Raw genomic sequence first — 20,575 nt, 5'->3', positions numbered from 1 at the left:
CACCCTTAATCTATATGTTGTGGTTCATTATCAATCGCAATTGTAAAACCCTTTTTAGCATCGGCTTGTGTCTCATTGAGAATTTCCAATAATTTCTGATGCAATTTTGGTTCATGTTTATATTTTACAATAATTTGGTAATAATATTTATTTTGTTTCCGAGAAATCATCGTTGGACTTGGTCCTAACAAGATGGCATCCTTTGATAACGATGACTGTAACTGTTTTTTTAACCAATAACTTTGTTTCAAAGTCTGTCCCTCATCTTTGTTAGCGACACTGATCAAAGTCGTAAAATAATACGGCGTATAGTTCGCTTGATGACGGATATACATCTCCTGTTTAAAGAAAGTTTCGTAATCTTGCTTAGCGGCATCTTTGATGGCGTAATGATCAGGATTATAAGTTTGAATCACCACGTGACCAGTTTTGTCCGCTCGACCAGCTCGGCCACTGACTTGAGTCAATAGTTGAAAAGTCCGCTCGCTAGCCCGAAAATCCGCCAAGCTCAAAGTTGTATCAGCGTTGATTACCCCAACAAGTGTCACATCTGGAAAATCCAAGCCTTTAGCAATCATTTGCGTCCCTAACAAAATATCCGCCTGATGACTACCAAACTTTTGTAAAATTTTGGCATGTGCTCCTTTGCGACGAGTTGTATCAACGTCCATTCTTAAAACTTTAGCTTGAGGAAATAAATCATTTAACTGTTGTTCAATATTTTGGGTACCTGTACCATAAAAGCCAATTTTTTTACTTCGGCAATTAGGACAACTATTTGGTACCGGCTCTTCATGTCCACAATAATGACATTTCATTCTACCTAGATCCTTGTGATAGGTTAATGAAACATCACAATTAGGGCATTTCAATACAAAGCCGCATTCTCGACACATCATAAATGAGGAATATCCTCGACGATTCAACAAAACAATTGCTTGATCGTGTTTATCTAATGTTTTTTGTAAAGCCGCTTGTAACGCTGGTGAAAAATCACCTTTGACAGCTGAATTTTCTGCATCTCGCATATCAACAATTTCAACGTGAGGTAAATTTTGATTATTGATCCTTTTCGTCATTCTGATCAAATGATAAACGCCTTTTTCAGCTCGAGCTCTGGATTCCAATGATGGTGTAGCACTTCCTAAAACGACCGGACACTTATTAACTTTACTCCGCCATAAGGCCACATCACGAGCGTTATAACGGGGATTATCATCCTGTTTATAACTTGCTTCATGCTCTTCATCAATAATAATCAAGCCAATTTTTTCTAAAGGCGCAAAAACTGCACTTCTAGCGCCAACAACAACTTTAACATTGCCCTTCTCAATCCTAGTCCACTCGTCATAACGTTCACCACTTGATAAACCACTATGTAGGACCGCTACTTGATCACCAAAACGACCGACAACTCGGTTGACCATCTGTGGTGTTAAAGAAATTTCTGGAACTAACATCAAGGCTGTTTTCCCAGCTTGGAGTGCTTTTTCAATTGTTTGCAAATAAACTTCAGTCTTGCCGCTACCGGTTACTCCTTCAATCAAGAAAGTTTCGGGATTTTGTTGCGTGATGGCTGTTGAAATTTGATCCACTGCCACTTTTTGTTCCGCCGTTAGTTGTAACTTGGTTGTCTTTTTAGCGTTTATACCGACTGGCTTACGCAATTTTGTAACCTCAACTATTTTCAATAATTGATTTTTCTCGGCAGTTTTGATGGCTGAACGACTGATCTCATAGTCTTTTTCCAAAATATTCATTTCAATCGGTAAATCAGTCAGATGATTAGCCAAAAAATCCAATAATTTAATTTGAGCTTTAGCGTTACTTCGCAAGGTATTCTTAGCTTCCACCAATTGAACCTGATTCAAATCTGTCGTCACAGCCTGGCGTTTAACTTGCTGTGCTTTATTTTTAACGACATAAGAAATATCAACTTGTTGATTCTTACGTAATTTATTGATCAAACGAATCTCTTCGTCGCTTAGTTGATTGGTGATTTCTAATTCATTCTGACCTCGCATCAATTTTTTCACTTCGGGACTATCGGCTTTAGGAATCACAAATTGCTGATACTTCGCCCGCATGACGCTAGGAAGCATAGTCTGCAAGCAAGATATTTGAAAAGAATAAGTTTGATCAGCTAACCAATAAGATAATTCCAGCATCTCTTTTGACAAGACTGGACGCAGATCGATGACCCGAGTTATCGGTTTCAATTTACCTTTAAAGTCACTTTCTTGTTTGACTTGCATCACAAAGCCCTGTATTTGACGCTTACCACGACCAAATGGCACTTCAACTCGCATCCCTGCTACAACAACGTCTTCTAAGGTTTTTGGAATCAAATATTCAAATGGACGATTTGTTTGCATCGTAGGTACATCGACAATTATTTCCGCTACTGCCATATAAACCACCTATCAAAAAAATTTCATAAAAAAATTATATAACATTTGCCTATAAAAAGAGAAACCCACTAATTCAAATTACGAATTAGTGGGATCGTTTTAATTAATTTTCTTCTTTTTTCTCTTCTTCTACTTTTTCGGCTTCTTTTTCAAGCAGAATTGAATCTGGATCAATTTCAATCTTGTCGTCAGCGATTTCTTCAAAAGCACGACCAACTGTTCTTGGTGATTCATACTTGTTTAATAGTTCAATATCACCATTTTCCAATTCATGGGCACGTTTGGCTGCCAAAACTGCCAATGAGTAACGAGAGTCAACTCGATCTAAAAGTTTATCAATTGATGGATAAATAATCATATTATCAATCTCCTATTATTTTTTTGTATTGGTCAATCACACGAGGCACTCTCAAGTGTTCGCTTCTAATTATACCTTCAATTTTTTCAACTGCATTAGGTATTTTATCATTAACGACGGCATAGTCATAGCTTGTCATCATTTCAATCTCTTTTTTGGCCTGAACCATTCGTTTATCGATCGTCTTTTCATCGTCTGTTCCACGATTTGTAATCCGATCTCTTAAACTTGTCAAATCAGGTGGTGTTAAGAAAATAAACACTCCGTCCGGCATCTTTTCACGAACTTGCATTGCTCCATTGACTTCTATCTCTAACAAGACATCAATGCCAGCATCAAGTTTTTGGTTAACATATTTTAATGGTGTTCCATAGTAATGGTCAACGTATTTAGCGTACTCTAACATACCACCATTTTTTATTTCTTCTTCAAATTCCTCATTTGTTCGGAAATAGTAATCGACTCCATCGACTTCTCCAGGACGCATTTGACGAGTAGTCATTGAGACTGAATAATCAAACTTAATTGATGAATTTTTCAGCATAGCTTTTCTTACTGTACCTTTACCTACTCCAGATGGACCTGATAAAACGATTAACATTCCCCTTGTTGACATAATTAAATTATCCCTACTATCTATTTAATATGGTATCTATCATGCAATAAAATCACTTGTTTTTCAAGGTTTTCCCACTTGTCAATATAAAAATTTTTAAAGAAATAAAAAAATAGAGTTGCTCTTTCGAACAAAGGTTCGTATAATGAAGACACAAACAAGCGTTCGGGGGTTTAAAAATGCAAGCAAGACAATCATACAATCGTTTCACTACAAATCTAATCAACAACACCGCTAACTTTATTAATAATAATTTCGATTTCAATATTGAAAGTAGTCAAAATAAACAAATAAAACAAATGCCATTAATGCAATTAGAACTTTTTGCAGAACAAAGTTATCAAAAACATTTTTCTGTCGTTATTACAATGTTAAACGATGAACAGTTCCATGGCAAATTTATTTCACAAGTTAATAAAAATAAATTCGTTTTCAAGGTCAATTCAACCTTTTTTGAAATTGTAACTTTGGACCATCTTAAATCAATTAGCTTAGTCTAAACGTTTTTGTTCGCCTTCAGCTAATTCTAATAGCTCTTGGGCATGTTTTCTAGTTAAATCAGTCACCTTGGTACCAGCCAACATCAATGATATGGCTTCAATTCTTTGGAGATCGTTAAGTAATGAAACTTTTGTTTCTGTTTTATCCTTAACGGTCTCCTTTTTAATTTCAAATTGAATATCACTCATAGCTGCAACTTGTGGCAAATGTGTAATACAAAGAACTTGCAAAAATTGTGAAACTTTATAAATTTTATCACCGATAGCTTGAGCCACACGACCACTAACACCAGTATCTATTTCATCAAAGACAATTGTTTCAACATTCATTTTTTCAGCAATAATTGCTTCAAAAGCCAAGATAACACGTGACAACTCACCACCTGAAGCAACTTTAACTAATGGCTTATAGTCTTCACCAACATTAGTCTTCAAATTGAATTGAATTTGATCGATTCCCTTACTCGACATATCATCATCAAGCGACTTAAAAGCGACACTAAACCGTGCATTAGGCATGTATAAATCTTTTAATTGACGATTGATTGATTTTTCCAAATTAGTAGCTGTTTGATGACGTGCTTTCGATAATTCTTTTCCTAAGTTAAGCAACTCTTTTTGTTCAGCCGCAATTTCTGCCTCAAGTTTTTGTTCAGTATCATCATCAATGTCGATTTTTGATAATTCATCATGAGCATTCTGACCAAATTCAATTACTTCATCCAAGGTTGGTCCGTATTTCTTTTTCAAATTATCCAAAGTTATTAACCGTTTTTGAATATTATCAAGCCGATTTTCGTCAAAGTCTAAGTTCTCAATCGCATCAGCAATCGTAGCTGCATTGTCTTGTAATTGGTAGTAAGCACCATTTACTGAGTCATACAACTCTTGATAAGATTTATCAAAATCCATGATTTCTTCCAATTGATCACGGACATTTCCTAAAGCGTCAACTACTCCAACATTATTTTCCGATAGACCACGATAACTTTCTTGCAATGCCGAACTGATTTTTTCAAAGTTGGACAATTGATTTTTTTCATCTTCTAGTCGATCATCTTCGCCCGCAGAAATCTTTGCACTATCGATATCCTCGATTTGAAATTTCAACATGTCGATTCGTTGTACTAAATTTTGAGAATTTTTTTGAATCGTTCGTAGACGATTTTTTTTTGCTTGATATGTAGCAAATAATTTTGAATAAGTTAATAAATCATTTTGAAATTTATCATCAGCAAAACGATCCAAAATATTGATGTGATTATCTTCATCTAATAATTCCTGTTGTTGATTTTGACCATGGATCTCTACTAAGTACTTACCAACCTGACGTAACACATTTGTTTTAACTAATTCATTATTGATTCGACAAACATTACGGCCTTTGCGATTGATCTCTCGTTTGATGATTATTTGATTATCATCACAATTAATCCCGTATTCAGTCAAAATAGCAAAAATAGGACTACTTGATTTTACTTCAAATAGTCCTTGCACATTCAGCTGTTCTTGTCCGGTTCTAATAAAATCAATTGATGACCGACTACCAACTAACAAACCCAGTGCATCAATAATAATTGACTTACCTGCACCGGTCTCACCAGTTAAAGCTGTCATTCCACTTTTAAAATCAATTTGTAACTTATTGATAATTGCAAAGTTATTGATAATTAGTTTTTTGAGCATTCTCTCACCTATTTATTAAGATTTGCATAAGCTGCTGCCATTGTTTTTTCAATTGAAACATTTTCAAGAATCTCGCCATCTTGCTTTTGAGCTGGTTTTTGAATATGCATTAAGAATTCAATATTTCCTTCTCCACCCTTAATTGGTGAGTAATCCAATCCAGAAACGATGAATCCTGCTTCTTTGGCAAAGTTAGTGATTTTTTCCAAGACCATCTGATGGACTTTTTTGTCACGTACAATTCCATGTTTACCAACATTTTCGGGACCAGCTTCAAATTGAGGTTTGATTAAACATACGGCATCGGACCCTGGCAAAATGATGTTGAACATTGGGGGCAAAATCAATTCCAATGAGATAAAGGAAACATCTGTCATCGCAAATTGTGGCAAACCTTCTTTAAAATCCTCTGGCTTGCTATAACGAAAGTTTACTCGCTCCATAACAACGACACGTTCATCTTTTCTCAATTTCCAAGCCAACTGATTGTAACCAACATCGAGCGCATACACTTTAGTTGCACCATTTTGTAATGCTACATCCGTAAAGCCACCAGTTGATGAACCTATATCAAGACAAATGCGGTCGCTCAAATCGATGTTAAATGACTTCAAGGCTTTTTCTAACTTGTAGCCACCTCGACTAACGTATTTACTATGAGCATTTTTAGCCAAGTGAAAAACAGTATCAGGATCAACCTTTTCACCAGGTTTATCAAAACGTAAATTGTCTTGATTGTAAACTTCACCAGCCATGATCGAACGCTTAGCTTGTTCTCTTGATTCGAATAAATTTTGCTCTACTAATAAAACATCAATTCTTTTTTTTGCCAATATGTGTCACCTATTCTTTGAAATAATCTAGAAAACTAATCAATAAGTTTTTATCGAATTCATTTTCCTTCAAAACTGCATTCAAAGCGTCTTTAATGAGTGCAGCTAATTTTTCTTCCGTTTTTTCCTTACCAATCAAATTTGGAAAAGTATTTTTATTATCATCTTCGCCATCATCAGCGTCATTCAAATCATCTTTTAATTGAAAGGCTAGCCCAATATCATTAGCATATTGAACCAAATGTGACGACAATTCATGTCCAGCACAAAAAGCTCCAATTGTAACAGCAGCAGTAATTAAGTCCGCTGTTTTTTCCTTATGCAAAGTCGTTAATTCAGCTTCACTAAGTATCTTATCTTCCATTGTAATATCCGTCATCTGGCCAGCAACCATACCCATCGGTCCCGCATTATGAGATAAAATTCTGACTGCAGCCATCCGTTTATCAGTACTCAATGAGGATTTAGCAATCCAATAAAAAGCTTGTGTTAATAATCCATCTCCAGCCAAAACAGCTGGTCCAACACCAAATTTCTTATGATTAGCTAATTTACCTCGCCGATAATCACTGTCATCCATTTCTGGTAAATCATCATGGATCAATGAATAAGTGTGGACTAGTTCAATTGCACCAGCAATATCATAATATTTATTCAAGTCAGCAAATTTAACTCCACTAGAATAAGCGACAGCTAAAAACAGCATCGGACGAACTCTTTTTCCACCAGCATCTAGAGAATAGAGCATGGCATCTCTCAAAGTTGTTTGTTTGATTTCTGTTTGTAATTTCTGATCTAAAAATTGATTGAAATCGGGTAACACTTTTTCACAAAAATCAGAAAAATTCTTTATATCCATAATTAATCTTGATCCTTATTTTGATCTTGTTTAATGTTGATTTCCTCGCCATCTTTAGTCATGACTTTAGTGACAGTCTCTTCTGCATCACTCAAAGTTTTTTCCAATTCTTTACTAAGAGTAACACCCTTCTTGAACTTTTCCATGGCTTCTTCAAGTGGTACATTACCAGATTCAAGATTAGTGACGATTTCTTCTAAATCAGCAAGGTTCTCTTCAAAAGTTTTTTTCTTTTCAGTCATTTTTATCCTCACTTACTTCTGTGGTTATTAATTTAACGTTACCCTTTGTCACACGCAAGTTAACTATTTGATCCTTTTGATAATCAGAAACATCTTTTAAAACTTTTCCAGATTTATCAGTCGGAATAGCAAAGCCACGGCTCAAAGTCTTTAATGGACTCAATGAATCTAGCGCAGCAACTCTACTATTAAATATATTACGGTCTTTATTGATAATCTTATTGATGTTATTGATCAAAATTTGATACAGTCGATTAACTTGATTAGCGTTACTGTAAATTTGGTCACGTGGTGAAGCTTGTACCAAACGATTAGCATAATTGATCAGTTCACTTTTAGAATGATACAGCTGATTATTCAAATTTTGTTCCAAAGTATTTTTTAACCGGTCAACCTTTTCAGAATAAACTGAATAGATTCGCTCTGGTTGTTGCAAAAATACGTTCTGAGCTAAGTTTTTAACCTTATCCCGGTAGTTAGCAATGATTTGAAATTGAGCGTTGTAAAGCCTTGTATTCAAATCTTGAAGATGAACCAAAACATCTCGTAAAACTGGCGTTGCCAGTTCAGCTGCCGCAGTTGGTGTTGCCGCCCGAAGATCAGCTACTAGATCTGCAATCGTCGTATCTGTTTCATGTCCAACTGAACTAATCACTGGAATTTGGCTTTGAACGATGGCTTGAGCCACAATTTCTTCATTAAATGGCCAGAGATCTTCGATCGAACCACCACCACGTCCAATAATAATTGTATCGTAACCACCATCTTCATTGATTCGCTTTAACTGCTTGACAATAGTCGGTGCTGCTTCTTGCCCTTGAACTTGTGCTGGATAAAGCACTAGTTGGACAATTGGGAAACGTCTCTGGACAGTCGTCATAATATCATGAATAACTGCACCTGATTGGCTGGTTACAACAGCAATCTTTTTCGGAAATTGAGGAATTGGCTTCTTAGGCAAGTCAAATACACCTTCAGCCGCCAATTTCTTCTTCAACTGTTCAAATGCCAAATACAATGCTCCTAAACCATCTGGTTCCATCGATTCAACGTAAATTTGATAGGAACCACTTGGTTCATAGAGTGAAATTCTTCCCTTAACTAGAACTTTCATTCCTTCTTCCGGACGAAATTTCACTTTACTGAAGTTTGATTTGAACATAATCGCCGAAATCTTAGCCTTATCGTCTTTAAGTGAAAAGTATTGATGAGCATTTGGTCGCATCCGAAAATTTGAAATTTCTCCCATCAAATAAACGTGACCTAAATAAGGATCAACGTCAAATTTTCTTTTCAAATATTGTGTTAAAGCTGTAACGGTTAAATATTGTTCATTATCCATTTGCCCTGCCTTCGGCTAATTCGATCACTTGATCTACTAAGGCAGTAATCGTCATTGGACCAACACCACCAGGAACAGGTGTGATCATGGAAACTTTTTCTTTAACATCATCAAAGTCAACGTCTCCACAAAGTTTTCCATTTTCGTCACGATCCATACCAACGTCAATCACAATGGCTTGATCTTTGACATATTCTTTAGTAATGAATTTACTTTGTCCAATGGCAACTACTAGCACATCAGCCTTTTTAGTTATTTCTTTGAGGTGTTTTGTGTGAGAATGCGTAATCGTAACAGTGGCGTTACGATCTAGCATCAAAGCAGCAGTGGGTTTTCCAACAATGTTACTACGTCCAACGATAACGACATTTTTACCATCTAAATTAACGTTGTAGTAATCTAACATCATCAAAATTCCTGAAGCAGTAGCCGGCTTAGTTAGTGGCGTTCCAATCCAAAGATTTCCAACACTGATAGGTGTAAAACCATCGACATCTTTTTTGGGACTAATAGCTTCAATCACCTTATCTTCATCAATGTGATCTGGAACTGGTAATTGTACGATAAATCCATCAATTGTTTGATCGTGGTTTAATTCATCAATTTTAGCTAACAATTCTTTTTCACTAACGGTGGCATCGAAGTGAATTAATTGAAAGTCGATTCCTAATTTTTCAGCACGGCGTTTCTTATTTCTAACATAAACGGCACTAGCACTGTTGTCTCCAACTAAAATTACAGCAAGACCTGGAGTAATTCCTTTTTGTTTGAGCAGTTGTACTCGTTTAGTCATTGTTTCATCTAATGCTTGCGCTACTTTTTTTCCCTCTAATAATTTCACACTAATCACCATAAAAAGGCTGGTAAATAATTCACCAGCCTTACCCTTCTACAAAATTAGATAATATTCCATTTATGAAGGACTTAGAGTCCTTATCGCCAAAGTCACCAGCTATCTGAATTGCTTCATCAATAGCCACTTTCTTTGGTACTTCTAAACTGTTTTCCATTTCAAATAACCCGACACGTAAAATTGAACGGTCAATTCTTGACAAACGTGAAACGGTCCATTTGTTTTTCAAATGAGCGGCAATTTCTTTATCAAGGTCATCTTGGTGTTCAATAACACCAGAAACTAAGAATGTTAAATAATCTGGAACTGGCTCCGTAGCTAAATCGCATAATTGCATGGTAGAAGAAATAGCATCTTGAGGCTCATCCTTAGTCGTTTCAATAGAAAATAGTGATTGAACTGCGAGTTCTCTGATTTTATGTCTATTTATCACTAGTTTTAGTCCTTTTTATCTGTTGTTACACGTTCGATTTCGCCAGTATCTCTTTTAGCGATCAATCCTACGACATGTACGTTGATTTCACTCAAATCTAAATCGGTCATGAATTCAAGTTGTTCAATGGCTGATTTTTGGATCTCTAATGAAACTTTAGGGATCGAAACACCATAGTCCAAATATACGTATACATCAGCAGATATTTGGTCATCATTAAATGACACATCGACACCCTTACCATGATTGATAATGCCGAAAAGTGAGTCGATCCGGTTAGAAATCGTACCTCTCATTTCATAGACACCATCAACTTGATTTGTGGCGATTCCAAGTAAGATTTCAATAACTTGATGTGATATTTCAACATTACCGTTTATTTTTCCACTATCTTGTTGTAGAGAAACATATTTTTGTTCAGCCATAAACTTATCTCCATAATCAATTATTAATTAGCACGTGAAATGTATGTACCATCTTGTGTGTTAATAGTTAACATGTCACCTTCGTTAACGAAGAATGGTACTTGAACAACTACACCTGTTTCCATTGTAGCTGGTTTAGAACCACCAGATTGTGTATCACCTTTGATTGAAGCTTCTGTCTCAACAACCTTGAGGTCAACTGTATTTGGTAAATCAACACCTAGTGTTTCACCATTATACATAATGACACTAACTTCCATGTTTTCTTTCAAATATTTCAACTCATCTCTGATTTCATCACCTGGTAATGAAAGTTGTTCATAAGTAGTTGTATCCATGAAAACATAGTTGTCACCGTCAGCGTAAAGATATTGCATCTTCTTGTTTTCGATATTTGCCTTTTCAACTTTAGCTGTTGATCTAAATGTCATTTCTTGAACGGCACCAGTTCTAAGGTTCTTTAACTTTGAACGAACAAAGGCACTACCTTTACCAGGCTTAACATGCTGAAATTCTACAACACGCCAGATACCATCTTTTACTTCGATTGTTAAACCATTTTTAAAATCATTTACTGAAATTGACATACTATTCTCCTTGGTTAATTAAATTCATCCCATAAAACACTATACAATATCTTACCAATATTTCGGTGTTAATGGCAATATCTCACACTTATTATATAAAAAAAAGAGGAACATTGTCCTCTTTTTTTCTCAATATATTAATATACTGAAACTTTCTTCTTGTTCTTGCCAAGTCTTTCGAACTTAACAACACCGTCTGTAAGGGCGAACAATGTGTCGTCGCCACCGCGACCAACGTTTGTACCAGGGTGAATCTTTGTACCACGTTGTCTGTAAATAATTGCACCAGCAGTGATAGCTTGTCCATCAGCACGCTTTGCACCTAGTCTACGACCAGCTGAGTTACGGCCGTTGGAAGTTGATCCACCACCCTTATGGTGAGAGAAAAATTGTAAATTCATCTTAAGCATGAAATTTACCTCCTAATCAAAATCTATCTTATTTTTTTGTACTTGAACTTCAATGTTTTGAGGATAACTACCTTCGACATCTTTCAATGTCCAAAATAAGTTTTCCAAAAGTAATTCCGTATCATGTGATACAGCTTTACCAAACTGGCAACCAAGATGGCCACCGTTGACTTCATCAATAACAACTTGAGGTTTAGCCTCAGTCAACTTTTCCATATTGTTAATCGTTCCAATAGTCACTGCCGAAACAGCGGCACAGACCAAATCTTGACCGTAGGGGCCAGAATCGGCATGTCCTTTGATTAGGAATGAATCGATCTTGTCGTTGGAATCGTGATGAAAACTAGCTCTTATCATGATTAAGCCTTGATACTATCGATAAGTACCTTTGTATATGGTTGACGGTGACCTGTCTTTGTATGTGAATGCTTCTTAGGTTTGTACTTGTAAGTAACAACTTTCTTTTCCTTACCTTGCTTTTCAACCTTACCAGAAACACTAGCGCCTTCAACTACAGGGCTACCAACTTTAACAGACTTGCCATCAGAAACTAAAATTACATCGTCAAATGTAACAGCGTCTCCTTCTTTGACATCAAGCTTTTCAACATAGATTGAAGAGTTTTCTTCAACTTTATATTGCTTACCACCAGTTTTAATAATTGCGTACATAAGCGTACACTCCCTTCTAAGACTCGCCAACTAGGTGCACTAAGCTTAAACCTAGTTTTGAGCGGTTGTAGATGCAATAGCGATTGCAACTAATAAAATATAGCAAATTTCACATACTTTTTCAACTCTCTAATCAATTTTTTTATTTTTACGTTGTTTTTGATGAATAAAAAGATACAGCAAGCTGACAAAGCCAATTCCGTTTAGTAACAAGCAGATGAAAGCTATCAGTGTGTGATGGGAATGTACTTCAATAATATTTTTATTTGGATCAGTTCGTAATTGGACTGTATTGAGATCAGTTCGCTTGATTCGGGTTCTTTCGTTATTAACAGTAATCTGATTACCTGGATACATTTGAATTGGTATATCCATTGTTACTACTTGTGAGTTGTAATATTGAATCCAATAATTTCCGCCTTTAGTAAAAAATTGAATTTTTTGACTATTCCCATTGATCAAATAATGATTGTTAGCCCTAGCGGCTTGGTCATGGTAATTCGTAACTATTTTATGATAATTGATTTTTTGATTGATTTTTAAGGGTAATGTCTGTTGACTTTGTGCAAAAAAGTAATTTCCACTCCCCATCATGACCACTGCCACTAACACGATCAACAGCCGGACAACGGCCGGACTTTCTTGAAACAGTAACATGATTATTCTAATTGCTACCAAGATCAAAAAGAAATCGATGATTGTTCGAAACGCCAAAATCAGACGACTAAAATCATAAGGCAAATTTATTTTTACAACTGAAAAATAAATTAAAGGAATTAATTCCAGCATGATGACTTTATAACTGAACGGACTTTTCAAAAAAACAATTCCTAGTAATAAAAGAATCAAGGCCACGGTAAATAAAAGTAAATACAAATTTGTCTGCGATAAATGAAATTTTTGAATCCAAGCTAAGTAATTAAAATTATGATAATGATTTTGAACAATCTTTTTAGATAGTTGATTCTCAATTAACGGTCCAATAAAACCAATTGTTAAAAAAACGAACAACACTAAACTCTTCAACAGCGCAAGGATCAACTGTCCCCAATACTGCCAGTGATGTGAAACTTTGTTAAATAAAATCAAAAAAACAACTGGTATGACTGTTAGCACCACTGCTAGTGCTACGTAAGGACTGGTCCACAAAATCATTGCTAATCCAAAAGTAAAATTCAGCCAATGTCTTGATCTACCACTGAATATTTGAAAAACGCCATAATAAAACATTGGTAAAAAAATCATCACTAAGTAGTTTTCAATGCGCTGTTCTTGAAAAACTAACAGTATACGATTCATTGAAAGCGTATAAAAGATTGAAAACAACAAGGCCTCAAACGTATCCTGTGAAAATTGGTGCATATAATGATAGGCACTCCAAACAGTCAAATACGTAATAACACCAAAGAAAATTAAGAAACCAATGACCATGTTTCCATGCAAAAATAGATTCCCCATACTGATAGTTAACCAAGGACTATATAAATTGATCAAGCTACCAGAATGATTCCAATAATCAAAATTAATCGGTGAACTAAGAATATTCGTCAAACTTTTAATGTGAGCAATATTGAAAATTATATCTTTAGGTGCCGCAAAATTGAAAAAGAGGACAGTATAAAAAAGACTTAGTATTAAAAAAATTATTCCAAGAACAACTTTTTTCTGTGCGTGATTGGACATACGAATAACCCTTCTTAAAACATTTTCACAAATAATTATACTAAAAAAGGACTGTGAAGACTTAGCTCAACACAATCCTTTTATAAATATTCTAAATTTATTAAATCGGTAATGTTGTCACAAGCACATGGCCGATGACCAAAAAGAAAAATAATGTAGCAATCACTAATTTACCGCCACTAATTTTTAATCTTCTAATTACGCTAGTTATTAGTATCAAAGCAATAATTAACCCAATACCAATTAAAATCCCCATTAAATTACTAATAATCGCTTGCTGTGTCAAAAATGCTGCAATAACATCTATCAAAATGAAAGCAATAGTAATAACAAATGAAAACTTTCTTTTCAATTCGCCCACCTCTAAAATCCTAAGCACCAAAAAAGGTGCTTAAACTTAAGCACAACACCTTTAGTCTAAGCGCCACTTTTATAAATTGCAATGTATTTTTTTTACAATTTATATGATTGCCATGGCAAATCCGTTGGGTAACGGCGGTTTATCACGGATACACTTTTTATATCATCTGGGTCCAATTCCAAGACTAAACGGTCCTCATCATAAAGTGGCCATTCATATTTGATTGTTTCATTATAAGGTTTACCTGTGGAAATAAATTCTGAAAGTAATTTTGCCATATAGTTTCTATTTTTACGGTAGTCAATTTTCAAATCATCCAGCGGTAAGTTCAAATACTTGATGATTCCACCGTGCCGGCCTTGATCAACTCGAGCATAGTTACAAAAAATCTCGGCGTCACTATTTTGAGTCAAAAACTCTGCCAAACGTCTAGCTGGGAATGAATACATCGCTATCCCCAGCATCTTGATCAATTCTGCTTTTGTATAATTTTCATTCAAAAAGGCTTGGCAAAATGCATCCACGTTTTTTCCAAATAAATCAGGCAAAACTTCTTTCTTGATTTTTTCGACACTCATATCTTCAAAAAATTTCAATTCATTACTTCCAGCGGAAATAATTGCTTTGAAATTAGATTTTTGAACTCTTTGTATAAGTTTTTCACGCCAATTCGAAGAGATCAAATCTTCATCTATAATTGGTCCAAACCAATTAGTGGCAAAATGACCTTTCAAAGCTTTTTCTTGAACTAATTGCAAACCATCATCGGTTAAATTAAATAAATCTTTACTTGTCTTGATATGGTTAGTTTGGCAAATTCGATCGATTACTGCTTTAGCAGTCGACATATCACGAATTGTTTGTACTCCACCAGAAAATAAGATCACTTTTTTCACTCGATCTAAAATTTCGGCATTGGAAGACATTAACGCTGAAATTGATTTAGCACCCGCTGACAGGCCGACTAAGGTCACATTGTTAACATCGCCACCGATACTAGCAGCATTATCAAAAACCCATTGAACGGCCATTATTTGGTCAGAAAGGCCAACGTTAGTTTCACCATTTTCAACAACACCCCAACCGAACAAACCCAAACGATAATTAGGCGTAACGTGAACAACGTTTTGATGATCAAGCCAAGACATTTGCTTTTCAAAATTTCCACCTTTGGTAAAACCACCACCGAAAAACTCGATTACAATTGGAAATTTACCATCAACATTTGGTGTGCAAATATCCAAATTTAAACAATTTTCACCAAAATGAATTTTATCATCATTTTGTTTTAGGGCTTCATCTTGCATGGGCTGAATCCCATTGTGAACCGCATACTGTAATTTATTGATTTCATTTTTACCAAACTTAGCCATTGAAAATTCTTCAGCTCGTTGAAATCTCTTACCATATCCAAAAGGAATCCCTAAAAAATCAGTGTGGTTATGATCTGTAATTCCTTGATAAGTTCCAGTAGTAGTTTTAATAATATTATCCATCAAAATAAACCCCCAAACAAAATTTTGATTTATTTAATATTCTAAACTAAAAATGATAATGTACAAGAATTCATGTAACCATTTTTACAAGAAAGTTATATAAATTTATTCATAGTTTACCTTGTTAAGTTAATTAACCTTGTATATAATTTCAAGGATATGTCTTTAAGGGAGAGGAATTTATGGTATTAACAGATGCACAAAAACGTGCCAATGAAAAATGGCATAAGAATCACCGCGAGCGCGCTAACTATATTGCCATGCGCTCTTCAGCGAGAAGTTTTATCCGCAAAAAGTCCACATTAGATGACCTTGAGGAGTTACAAGAAATCATCGAAGGACGTCGAAAGGAACTTACCCAATCCCTCAATAATCAATTTTAAAATATGTATGCCTTTACATTTGAAAAAATGAAATTTTTTTTTGAAAATAAGACATATATTTATGTTAATTTTATTTTTTCTGATATAATTCAGCTGTAGATAAGGTTAAAGGAAGCCTTACCTGCGAGCTTTTGTCCAGATGCTGATGACATTAAAAGCTGCTATTATTTCGGAGATGAAAATTATGAAATTGACAAATTGGATCAAATCATTATTAAAAGCCGAAAAAACCACAACCATTCAAGATAGAGAAGTTCTTTGCGAATTAGAGGCTGAGAACAAACCCTTCTTGTTTGGAAAATAATGTTATTCAGTAAATTATTATTAGGGATGGTTCACTTTTTAAAAAAGTGGACCTTTTTTTATGCTTTTTTTAAATTTACATTGACATCACATAAGACGTTTAACTATAATAATACGAGTGATGTCACAGTGGCTCAGTTGGATAGAGCAACGGTCTTCTAAACCGTAGGTCGTGAGTTCGAATCTCACCTGTGACATAATTATTCAAAAAATCCATAATTGTTGTTAATTCAACTTTTATGGATTTTTTTATTTCTCCCTTAAAGAGAGTTTAACTTATTGTGATTAATTGCACAATGTTTAATGTAATTTTGATATTAAACAAAAATATTTTAAATAAAGCGTTGCAAGTTATCCTCACTTTCTCTATAATAGTACGAGTGATGTCACAGTGGCTCAGTTGGATAGAGCAACGGTCTTCTAAACCGTAGGTCGTGAGTTCGAATCTCACCTGTGACATAATCATTCAAAAAAGGCTCATAATTGTTGTTAATTCAACTTTTATGAGTCTTTTTTATTTATTCACCGCTGGAACCGCCATCACATCTGTATCAACGATTCCAAACTTATGTCTCATCTGGTCTTCTATTTTTTCGCCTAAGCGATAACTGTCCTTAACTTCCATATGGGGATCGACAGCAATCACCACATCCAAAGTAACCATATTACCGTTATATTGTGCATTGATATCCTCGACCGACTGAACTTCCGGCCATTTTTCAATCGCTTGTTTAAATTGACCTTCGACTTTAGGATCAAAATAATCAGCTAGATTTAAACTACTCTCACGAAAAATATTGATTCCGGATGCCAAAATAAAAATACCCACAATGATACTAGCGGCACCATCTAACCAAGTTAACTTGAATAATAGAGCTCCGCCAATTGCAACCATAGTTCCAAAACTAGTCAAGGCATCACTAAAACTATCTTTAGCGGCTGCCGTTAAAGCCGCATTTTGTAATTTACGGCCACCAGTTTTATTAAACCACCAAACAACCAACATAATGATCATGGCTATTGTTGCTCCGAGTAAAGTTATCGGTTGGGGAATCTCTTGATTCGTTTGATCCAACAAACTGCCAATACCTTTAAACATAACGTCTAAAGCAATTGCAATCATGATGATACCGGTGATCAATGTAAAGACCGTTTCATAATGAAATCTTGTCAGTTGTAATCTTTTGCCACTTTTTAATGGATCTTCTGGCAATGCTTCTCCCATCAGATCGTCATCGTCAATATCACGAGCTATAAAAATCCCGATCAACAATAACACGGCTGAAATAATTCCCGCCAAATTATTCAAAGCATCAGCTCGCAATGTTTGTGAATGACCAACAATTGCTAAATAAAATTCAATAATTGAAATTAATAAATAAGCACCAACATTGAACCACAAATGCTGTTGAGCACTATGTAATTTATGTAATTCTTGATGCTGTAACTTGCGCCACTGTATTTGTTCTTCTTGAAGGTGTTTTTGCTTTTCTAGCATAAAACTTACCTCTTTTAATTCAAGCATACTTCTTCTATAAAAAAATACAAAAAAGACCCCTTTCAAACTGAAAGAGATCTTTTCCCATTTATCGTTGAGGATAGAATTGCAACTTTCGTTGCTCATTTAATATATCATCATTAAACTAAAAATTTTGTTTTTTAAACAATTTGTAATTGAATTGTTATTTTAAAATAAAATTTGTTAAAGATGATCAATAGGAAATAAATCCTATGCGCTCAACTTCAATAATTTATTCATAGCTTCTTCAATTGACTTACCGCATGCAGAAACCCGAGTGTTTTTCTTATCGAATACGGTAAACAATTGACGCTTAGTATCTAAAGTTACTTTATATCTCATATTGTTTACCTCCAAATTATTTAAGACCCAATTATACACCCCGGCGCAGAAAATACAATAGAATCAGCTCAAAAAATATAATTATTTTTCTATTTGAAGAATAATTCTTTACATGCATTCGAAATAGCAATCTTAACATGCTCGTATGTCAAACCACCCTGAATGTAAATAATGTAAGGTGCTCGCATTGGTCCATCACAAGAAAATTCAATACTTGCTCCGGAAACAAAAGTCCCAGCTGCCATCACGACTTTATCTTCATAACCTGACATTTCACTAGGAACTGGCAAGACATTAGAATCGATTGGTGAGAATTTTTGAACCATTTCGGCAAATTTAACCATCTTATCCGGATCATTAAATTCAATGGTTTGAATCAAATCTGTCCGGTCAGCATCCCACTTAGGTGAAACGTTTAAGCCCATTTTTTCAAAAATACCTGCTTCAAAAATAGCGCCTTTAATTGCGTTACCAGTCACTCTAGGAGCTAAAAAGAATCCTTGGAACATTTCGGCTAAACGTCCAATTGTTGGACCTTCTGAATCACCGATACCAGGGGCAGTCAAACGATAGCTGGCTAATTCAACTAGATCCTTCTTGCCGACGATATAGCCACCAACTTTTGCCAATCCACCACCTGCATTTTTAATCAAAGAACCAGCCATAATGTCTGCACCCACTTCAGTTGGTTCGATTGTCTCTGAAAACTCTCCATAACAGTTATCAACAAAAATGATTGCATCGGAAACGGTCTTGACTTGCTTGATGATCTCAGCAATTTCACTAACTGTCAAACTCTTTCTAGTCGAATAGCCACGTGATCTTTGAATTCCGATAACTTTAGGATTTTGTTCTTTGATTTTCTTTTTCATCAAGTCAAAATCAACTTTATCGCCGTTCATTTCAACATAATCAAAGCCAATCTGATAATCGATCAAGCTACCACGTTTGTTACCAGCTGTACCAATTACTTCCTGCATCGTATCGTAAGGCTCACCTGTAACGTATAGAAGGTTATCTCCTGGTCTTAACATCCCGAAGAGCGCAGTTGCCAACGTGTGTGTTCCGGAAACAAACTGTGGACGAACTAATGCAGCCTCTGTTTTAAAGACATCACAGTAAACTGCTTCAAGTTGATCACGACCGCGATCGTCATCTCCATATCCAGTTGTACCGAGCAAACTGCTTTCATCAATACTTTCTTTTCTAAAAGCTGATAAAACTTTCTCTTGATTGTCTAAAACTTGTTCATCAATTTCAGCAAGCTTTGGAGCAATCATCTTATCAGTCTCTTTGATTACCTCTTTTAATTTATCTGGAAAAGTTGCATCCCATTTAGTCATTGTGACCTCCTACAAATTTTTCAATATTATCCTCAATCTTTTTTTGATAATTATTATCATCACTAATATTATACCAATCAACATCCATCTGATTACGGAAATATGTAAATTGACGTTTAGCAAAATGCCGTGAATTCTTTTTGATTTCATCTAAACAATTTTCAAGTGTACTCTTTCCTTCAAAGTAAGGAAATAATTCTTTATAGCCAATAGCATTTTTTGCTTGAACAAAACTCTCTCGATGGTCAAAAACGTATCTAGCCTCATCAAGTAACCCCATCTTAATCATCTTATCGACACGTTGATTGATTCTTTCATATAACCTAGGACGGTCATCAGTTAAACCAATTAAATAAAATTCAGCCCATTGATCACCATTACGTTGATCGGCAATTGATTGTCCGGTGGTTTCAAAAACTTCAATTGCTCGAATCAAACGTCTGGGATTTTCGACATCAATTTTTTCATATGCTAATGGATCTTCTGATTTAAGTCTCTGTTGTAAATCCAAAATTTCTCCGTTATCAGCCATGGTCTGCAATTTTTGACGTAATTTATCATCGCTGTCAGCTTTGCCACCTAAATTTAAATTATTGATCAAGGAACTCAAATAAAATCCTGTTCCACCGACCACAAAAGGCACTTTGCCTTGATCATTCAAATCAGTAATAATTTTTTTTGCACGTACTTGAAAATCTTTTACAGTATAACGAATATCTGGATCACAAATATCAACTAGATGATGTGGGACAGCTTTTAACTCCTCAGGAGAATCCTTAGCAGTGCCAATATCCAAATTACGATATATTTGCATTGAATCTCCAGAAATAATTTCACTATTATATTTTTTTGCTAATTTTAAACCTAAAGCGCTTTTACCTACAGCGGTCGGTCCAACGATTGCAATAACTTTTTTCAA

24 protein-coding genes, 2 tRNA genes and 1 other annotated feature are annotated in these 20,575 nt (G+C 35.1%); of the genes, 4 read left to right on the top strand and 22 right to left on the bottom strand.

Translation table 11 applies throughout. The features are described 5' to 3' along the window. Positions 1–5: 5 nt before the first annotated feature. The 3 genes from priA to gmk all read right to left on the bottom strand — a co-directional run bounded on the left by priA (position 6) and on the right by gmk (position 3,385). Positions 6–2,411 carry a primosomal protein N' gene (gene priA, locus U8521_RS03515; RefSeq protein WP_334351868.1) on the bottom strand — a complete coding sequence of 802 codons (2,406 nt, stop codon included), beginning with the start codon at positions 2,409–2,411 and terminating at the stop codon, positions 6–8. A gap of 103 nt (positions 2,412–2,514) precedes the next feature. Beyond that, on the bottom strand, positions 2,515–2,769 hold the full coding sequence (gene rpoZ / locus U8521_RS03510) for a DNA-directed RNA polymerase subunit omega (RefSeq protein ID WP_135374119.1): 255 nt from the start codon (positions 2,767–2,769) through the stop codon (positions 2,515–2,517). 4 nt (positions 2,770–2,773) lie between these two features. After that, the gene (gene gmk, locus U8521_RS03505) at positions 2,774–3,385 is read right to left on the bottom strand and encodes a guanylate kinase (protein ID WP_135374121.1); all 612 of its coding nucleotides are present in this window, start codon (positions 3,383–3,385) and stop codon (positions 2,774–2,776) included. Positions 3,386–3,564: 179 nt separating this feature from the next. On the opposite strand from gmk, the gene U8521_RS03500 reads away from it, so the two are divergent. Beyond that, on the top strand, positions 3,565–3,885 hold the full coding sequence (locus U8521_RS03500) for a hypothetical protein (protein WP_334351867.1): 321 nt from the start codon (positions 3,565–3,567) through the stop codon (positions 3,883–3,885). Here the strand turns inward: U8521_RS03500 and recN are convergent. From recN to U8521_RS03425, 15 genes are all read right to left on the bottom strand, one after another. After that, on the bottom strand, positions 3,877–5,571 hold the full coding sequence (gene recN / locus U8521_RS03495; RefSeq protein ID WP_334351866.1) for a DNA repair protein RecN: 1,695 nt from the start codon (positions 5,569–5,571) through the stop codon (positions 3,877–3,879). The genes U8521_RS03500 and recN overlap by 9 nt on opposite strands. Before the next feature lie 8 nt (positions 5,572–5,579). Then, a complete protein-coding gene (locus tag U8521_RS03490; RefSeq protein WP_334332978.1) occupies positions 5,580–6,404 on the bottom strand; it encodes a TlyA family RNA methyltransferase in 825 nt (274 codons plus the stop codon). Positions 6,405–6,414: 10 nt separating this feature from the next. Next, positions 6,415–7,263, bottom strand: coding sequence for a polyprenyl synthetase family protein (locus U8521_RS03485; protein WP_334332979.1), 849 nt, complete (start codon positions 7,261–7,263; stop codon positions 6,415–6,417). Positions 7,264–7,265: 2 nt separating this feature from the next. After that, positions 7,266–7,505, bottom strand: a complete 240-nt coding sequence (locus U8521_RS03480) for an exodeoxyribonuclease VII small subunit (RefSeq protein ID WP_135374131.1) — start codon at positions 7,503–7,505, stop codon at positions 7,266–7,268. Beyond that, the gene (xseA, locus tag U8521_RS03475) at positions 7,498–8,847 is read right to left on the bottom strand and encodes an exodeoxyribonuclease VII large subunit (protein ID WP_334332981.1); all 1,350 of its coding nucleotides are present in this window, start codon (positions 8,845–8,847) and stop codon (positions 7,498–7,500) included. The genes U8521_RS03480 and xseA overlap by 8 nt, the downstream gene beginning before the upstream one ends. Further along, complete coding sequence (locus U8521_RS03470) at positions 8,840–9,700, bottom strand: bifunctional 5,10-methylenetetrahydrofolate dehydrogenase/5,10-methenyltetrahydrofolate cyclohydrolase (RefSeq protein ID WP_334332982.1); 861 nt, start codon at positions 9,698–9,700, stop codon at positions 8,840–8,842. Before U8521_RS03470 ends, xseA begins: the two co-directional genes overlap by 8 nt. Positions 9,701–9,728: 28 nt before the next feature. Continuing rightward, a complete protein-coding gene (gene nusB / locus U8521_RS03465) occupies positions 9,729–10,133 on the bottom strand; it encodes a transcription antitermination factor NusB (RefSeq protein WP_334332983.1) in 405 nt (134 codons plus the stop codon). Positions 10,134–10,138: 5 nt separating this feature from the next. Then, positions 10,139–10,558: an Asp23/Gls24 family envelope stress response protein gene (locus U8521_RS03460; RefSeq protein WP_135374139.1), complete on the bottom strand. Its 420-nt coding sequence runs from the start codon at positions 10,556–10,558 to the stop codon at positions 10,139–10,141. Positions 10,559–10,581: 23 nt separating this feature from the next. Further along, positions 10,582–11,145, bottom strand: a complete 564-nt coding sequence (efp, locus tag U8521_RS03455) for an elongation factor P (protein ID WP_334332984.1) — start codon at positions 11,143–11,145, stop codon at positions 10,582–10,584. A gap of 137 nt (positions 11,146–11,282) precedes the next feature. Beyond that, positions 11,283–11,555, bottom strand: coding sequence for a 50S ribosomal protein L27 (gene rpmA / locus U8521_RS03450; RefSeq protein WP_135374143.1), 273 nt, complete (start codon positions 11,553–11,555; stop codon positions 11,283–11,285). A gap of 12 nt (positions 11,556–11,567) precedes the next feature. Continuing rightward, positions 11,568–11,912: a ribosomal-processing cysteine protease Prp gene (locus U8521_RS03445; RefSeq protein ID WP_334351865.1), complete on the bottom strand. Its 345-nt coding sequence runs from the start codon at positions 11,910–11,912 to the stop codon at positions 11,568–11,570. A 2-nt stretch (positions 11,913–11,914) separates the two neighbouring features. After that, positions 11,915–12,226 carry a 50S ribosomal protein L21 gene (gene rplU / locus U8521_RS03440; protein ID WP_059073571.1) on the bottom strand — a complete coding sequence of 104 codons (312 nt, stop codon included), beginning with the start codon at positions 12,224–12,226 and terminating at the stop codon, positions 11,915–11,917. Between the two features lie 9 nt (positions 12,227–12,235). Continuing rightward, positions 12,236–12,303: a sequence feature (ribosomal protein L21 leader region), on the bottom strand. A 52-nt stretch (positions 12,304–12,355) separates the two neighbouring features. Then, entirely contained in the window at positions 12,356–13,909 is a 1,554-nt protein-coding gene (locus U8521_RS03435) for a hypothetical protein (RefSeq protein ID WP_334351864.1), read from the bottom strand. Between the two features lie 100 nt (positions 13,910–14,009). Next, positions 14,010–14,261 (bottom strand): hypothetical protein, encoded by a 252-nt coding sequence (locus tag U8521_RS03430; protein ID WP_334332987.1) that lies wholly within the window; start codon positions 14,259–14,261, stop codon positions 14,010–14,012. A 101-nt stretch (positions 14,262–14,362) separates the two neighbouring features. Then, the gene (locus U8521_RS03425; protein WP_334351863.1) at positions 14,363–15,766 is read right to left on the bottom strand and encodes a carboxylesterase family protein; all 1,404 of its coding nucleotides are present in this window, start codon (positions 15,764–15,766) and stop codon (positions 14,363–14,365) included. A gap of 182 nt (positions 15,767–15,948) precedes the next feature. On the opposite strand from U8521_RS03425, the gene U8521_RS03420 reads away from it, so the two are divergent. From U8521_RS03420 to U8521_RS03410, 3 genes are all read left to right on the top strand, one after another. Next, entirely contained in the window at positions 15,949–16,149 is a 201-nt protein-coding gene (locus U8521_RS03420) for a hypothetical protein (protein ID WP_334332989.1), read from the top strand. 426 nt (positions 16,150–16,575) lie between these two features. Continuing rightward, positions 16,576–16,649 (top strand) — tRNA-Arg (locus U8521_RS03415). Between the two features lie 188 nt (positions 16,650–16,837). Then, positions 16,838–16,911: transfer RNA gene (locus U8521_RS03410), tRNA-Arg, on the top strand. Between the two features lie 55 nt (positions 16,912–16,966). Here the strand turns inward: U8521_RS03410 and U8521_RS03405 are convergent. The 4 genes from U8521_RS03405 to miaA all read right to left on the bottom strand — a co-directional run bounded on the left by U8521_RS03405 (position 16,967) and on the right by miaA (position 20,575). Beyond that, entirely contained in the window at positions 16,967–17,950 is a 984-nt protein-coding gene (locus tag U8521_RS03405; RefSeq protein WP_334351862.1) for a cation diffusion facilitator family transporter, read from the bottom strand. A gap of 231 nt (positions 17,951–18,181) precedes the next feature. Beyond that, positions 18,182–18,313: a hypothetical protein gene (locus U8521_RS03400; RefSeq protein ID WP_281275481.1), complete on the bottom strand. Its 132-nt coding sequence runs from the start codon at positions 18,311–18,313 to the stop codon at positions 18,182–18,184. Positions 18,314–18,402: 89 nt separating this feature from the next. Then, positions 18,403–19,656, bottom strand: coding sequence for a methionine gamma-lyase family protein (locus U8521_RS03395; RefSeq protein WP_334332991.1), 1,254 nt, complete (start codon positions 19,654–19,656; stop codon positions 18,403–18,405). Continuing rightward, positions 19,649–20,575, bottom strand: a complete 927-nt coding sequence (gene miaA, locus U8521_RS03390) for a tRNA (adenosine(37)-N6)-dimethylallyltransferase MiaA (protein ID WP_334351861.1) — start codon at positions 20,573–20,575, stop codon at positions 19,649–19,651. The genes U8521_RS03395 and miaA overlap by 8 nt, the downstream gene beginning before the upstream one ends.

It is taken from the genome of Companilactobacillus miaonis (assembly GCF_036913615.1).
In the GTDB taxonomy this organism is placed as follows: domain Bacteria; phylum Bacillota; class Bacilli; order Lactobacillales; family Lactobacillaceae; genus Companilactobacillus.
Note: the sequence above shows the minus strand (reverse complement) of the source record. Positions and strands in the feature narration are given on the sequence as shown.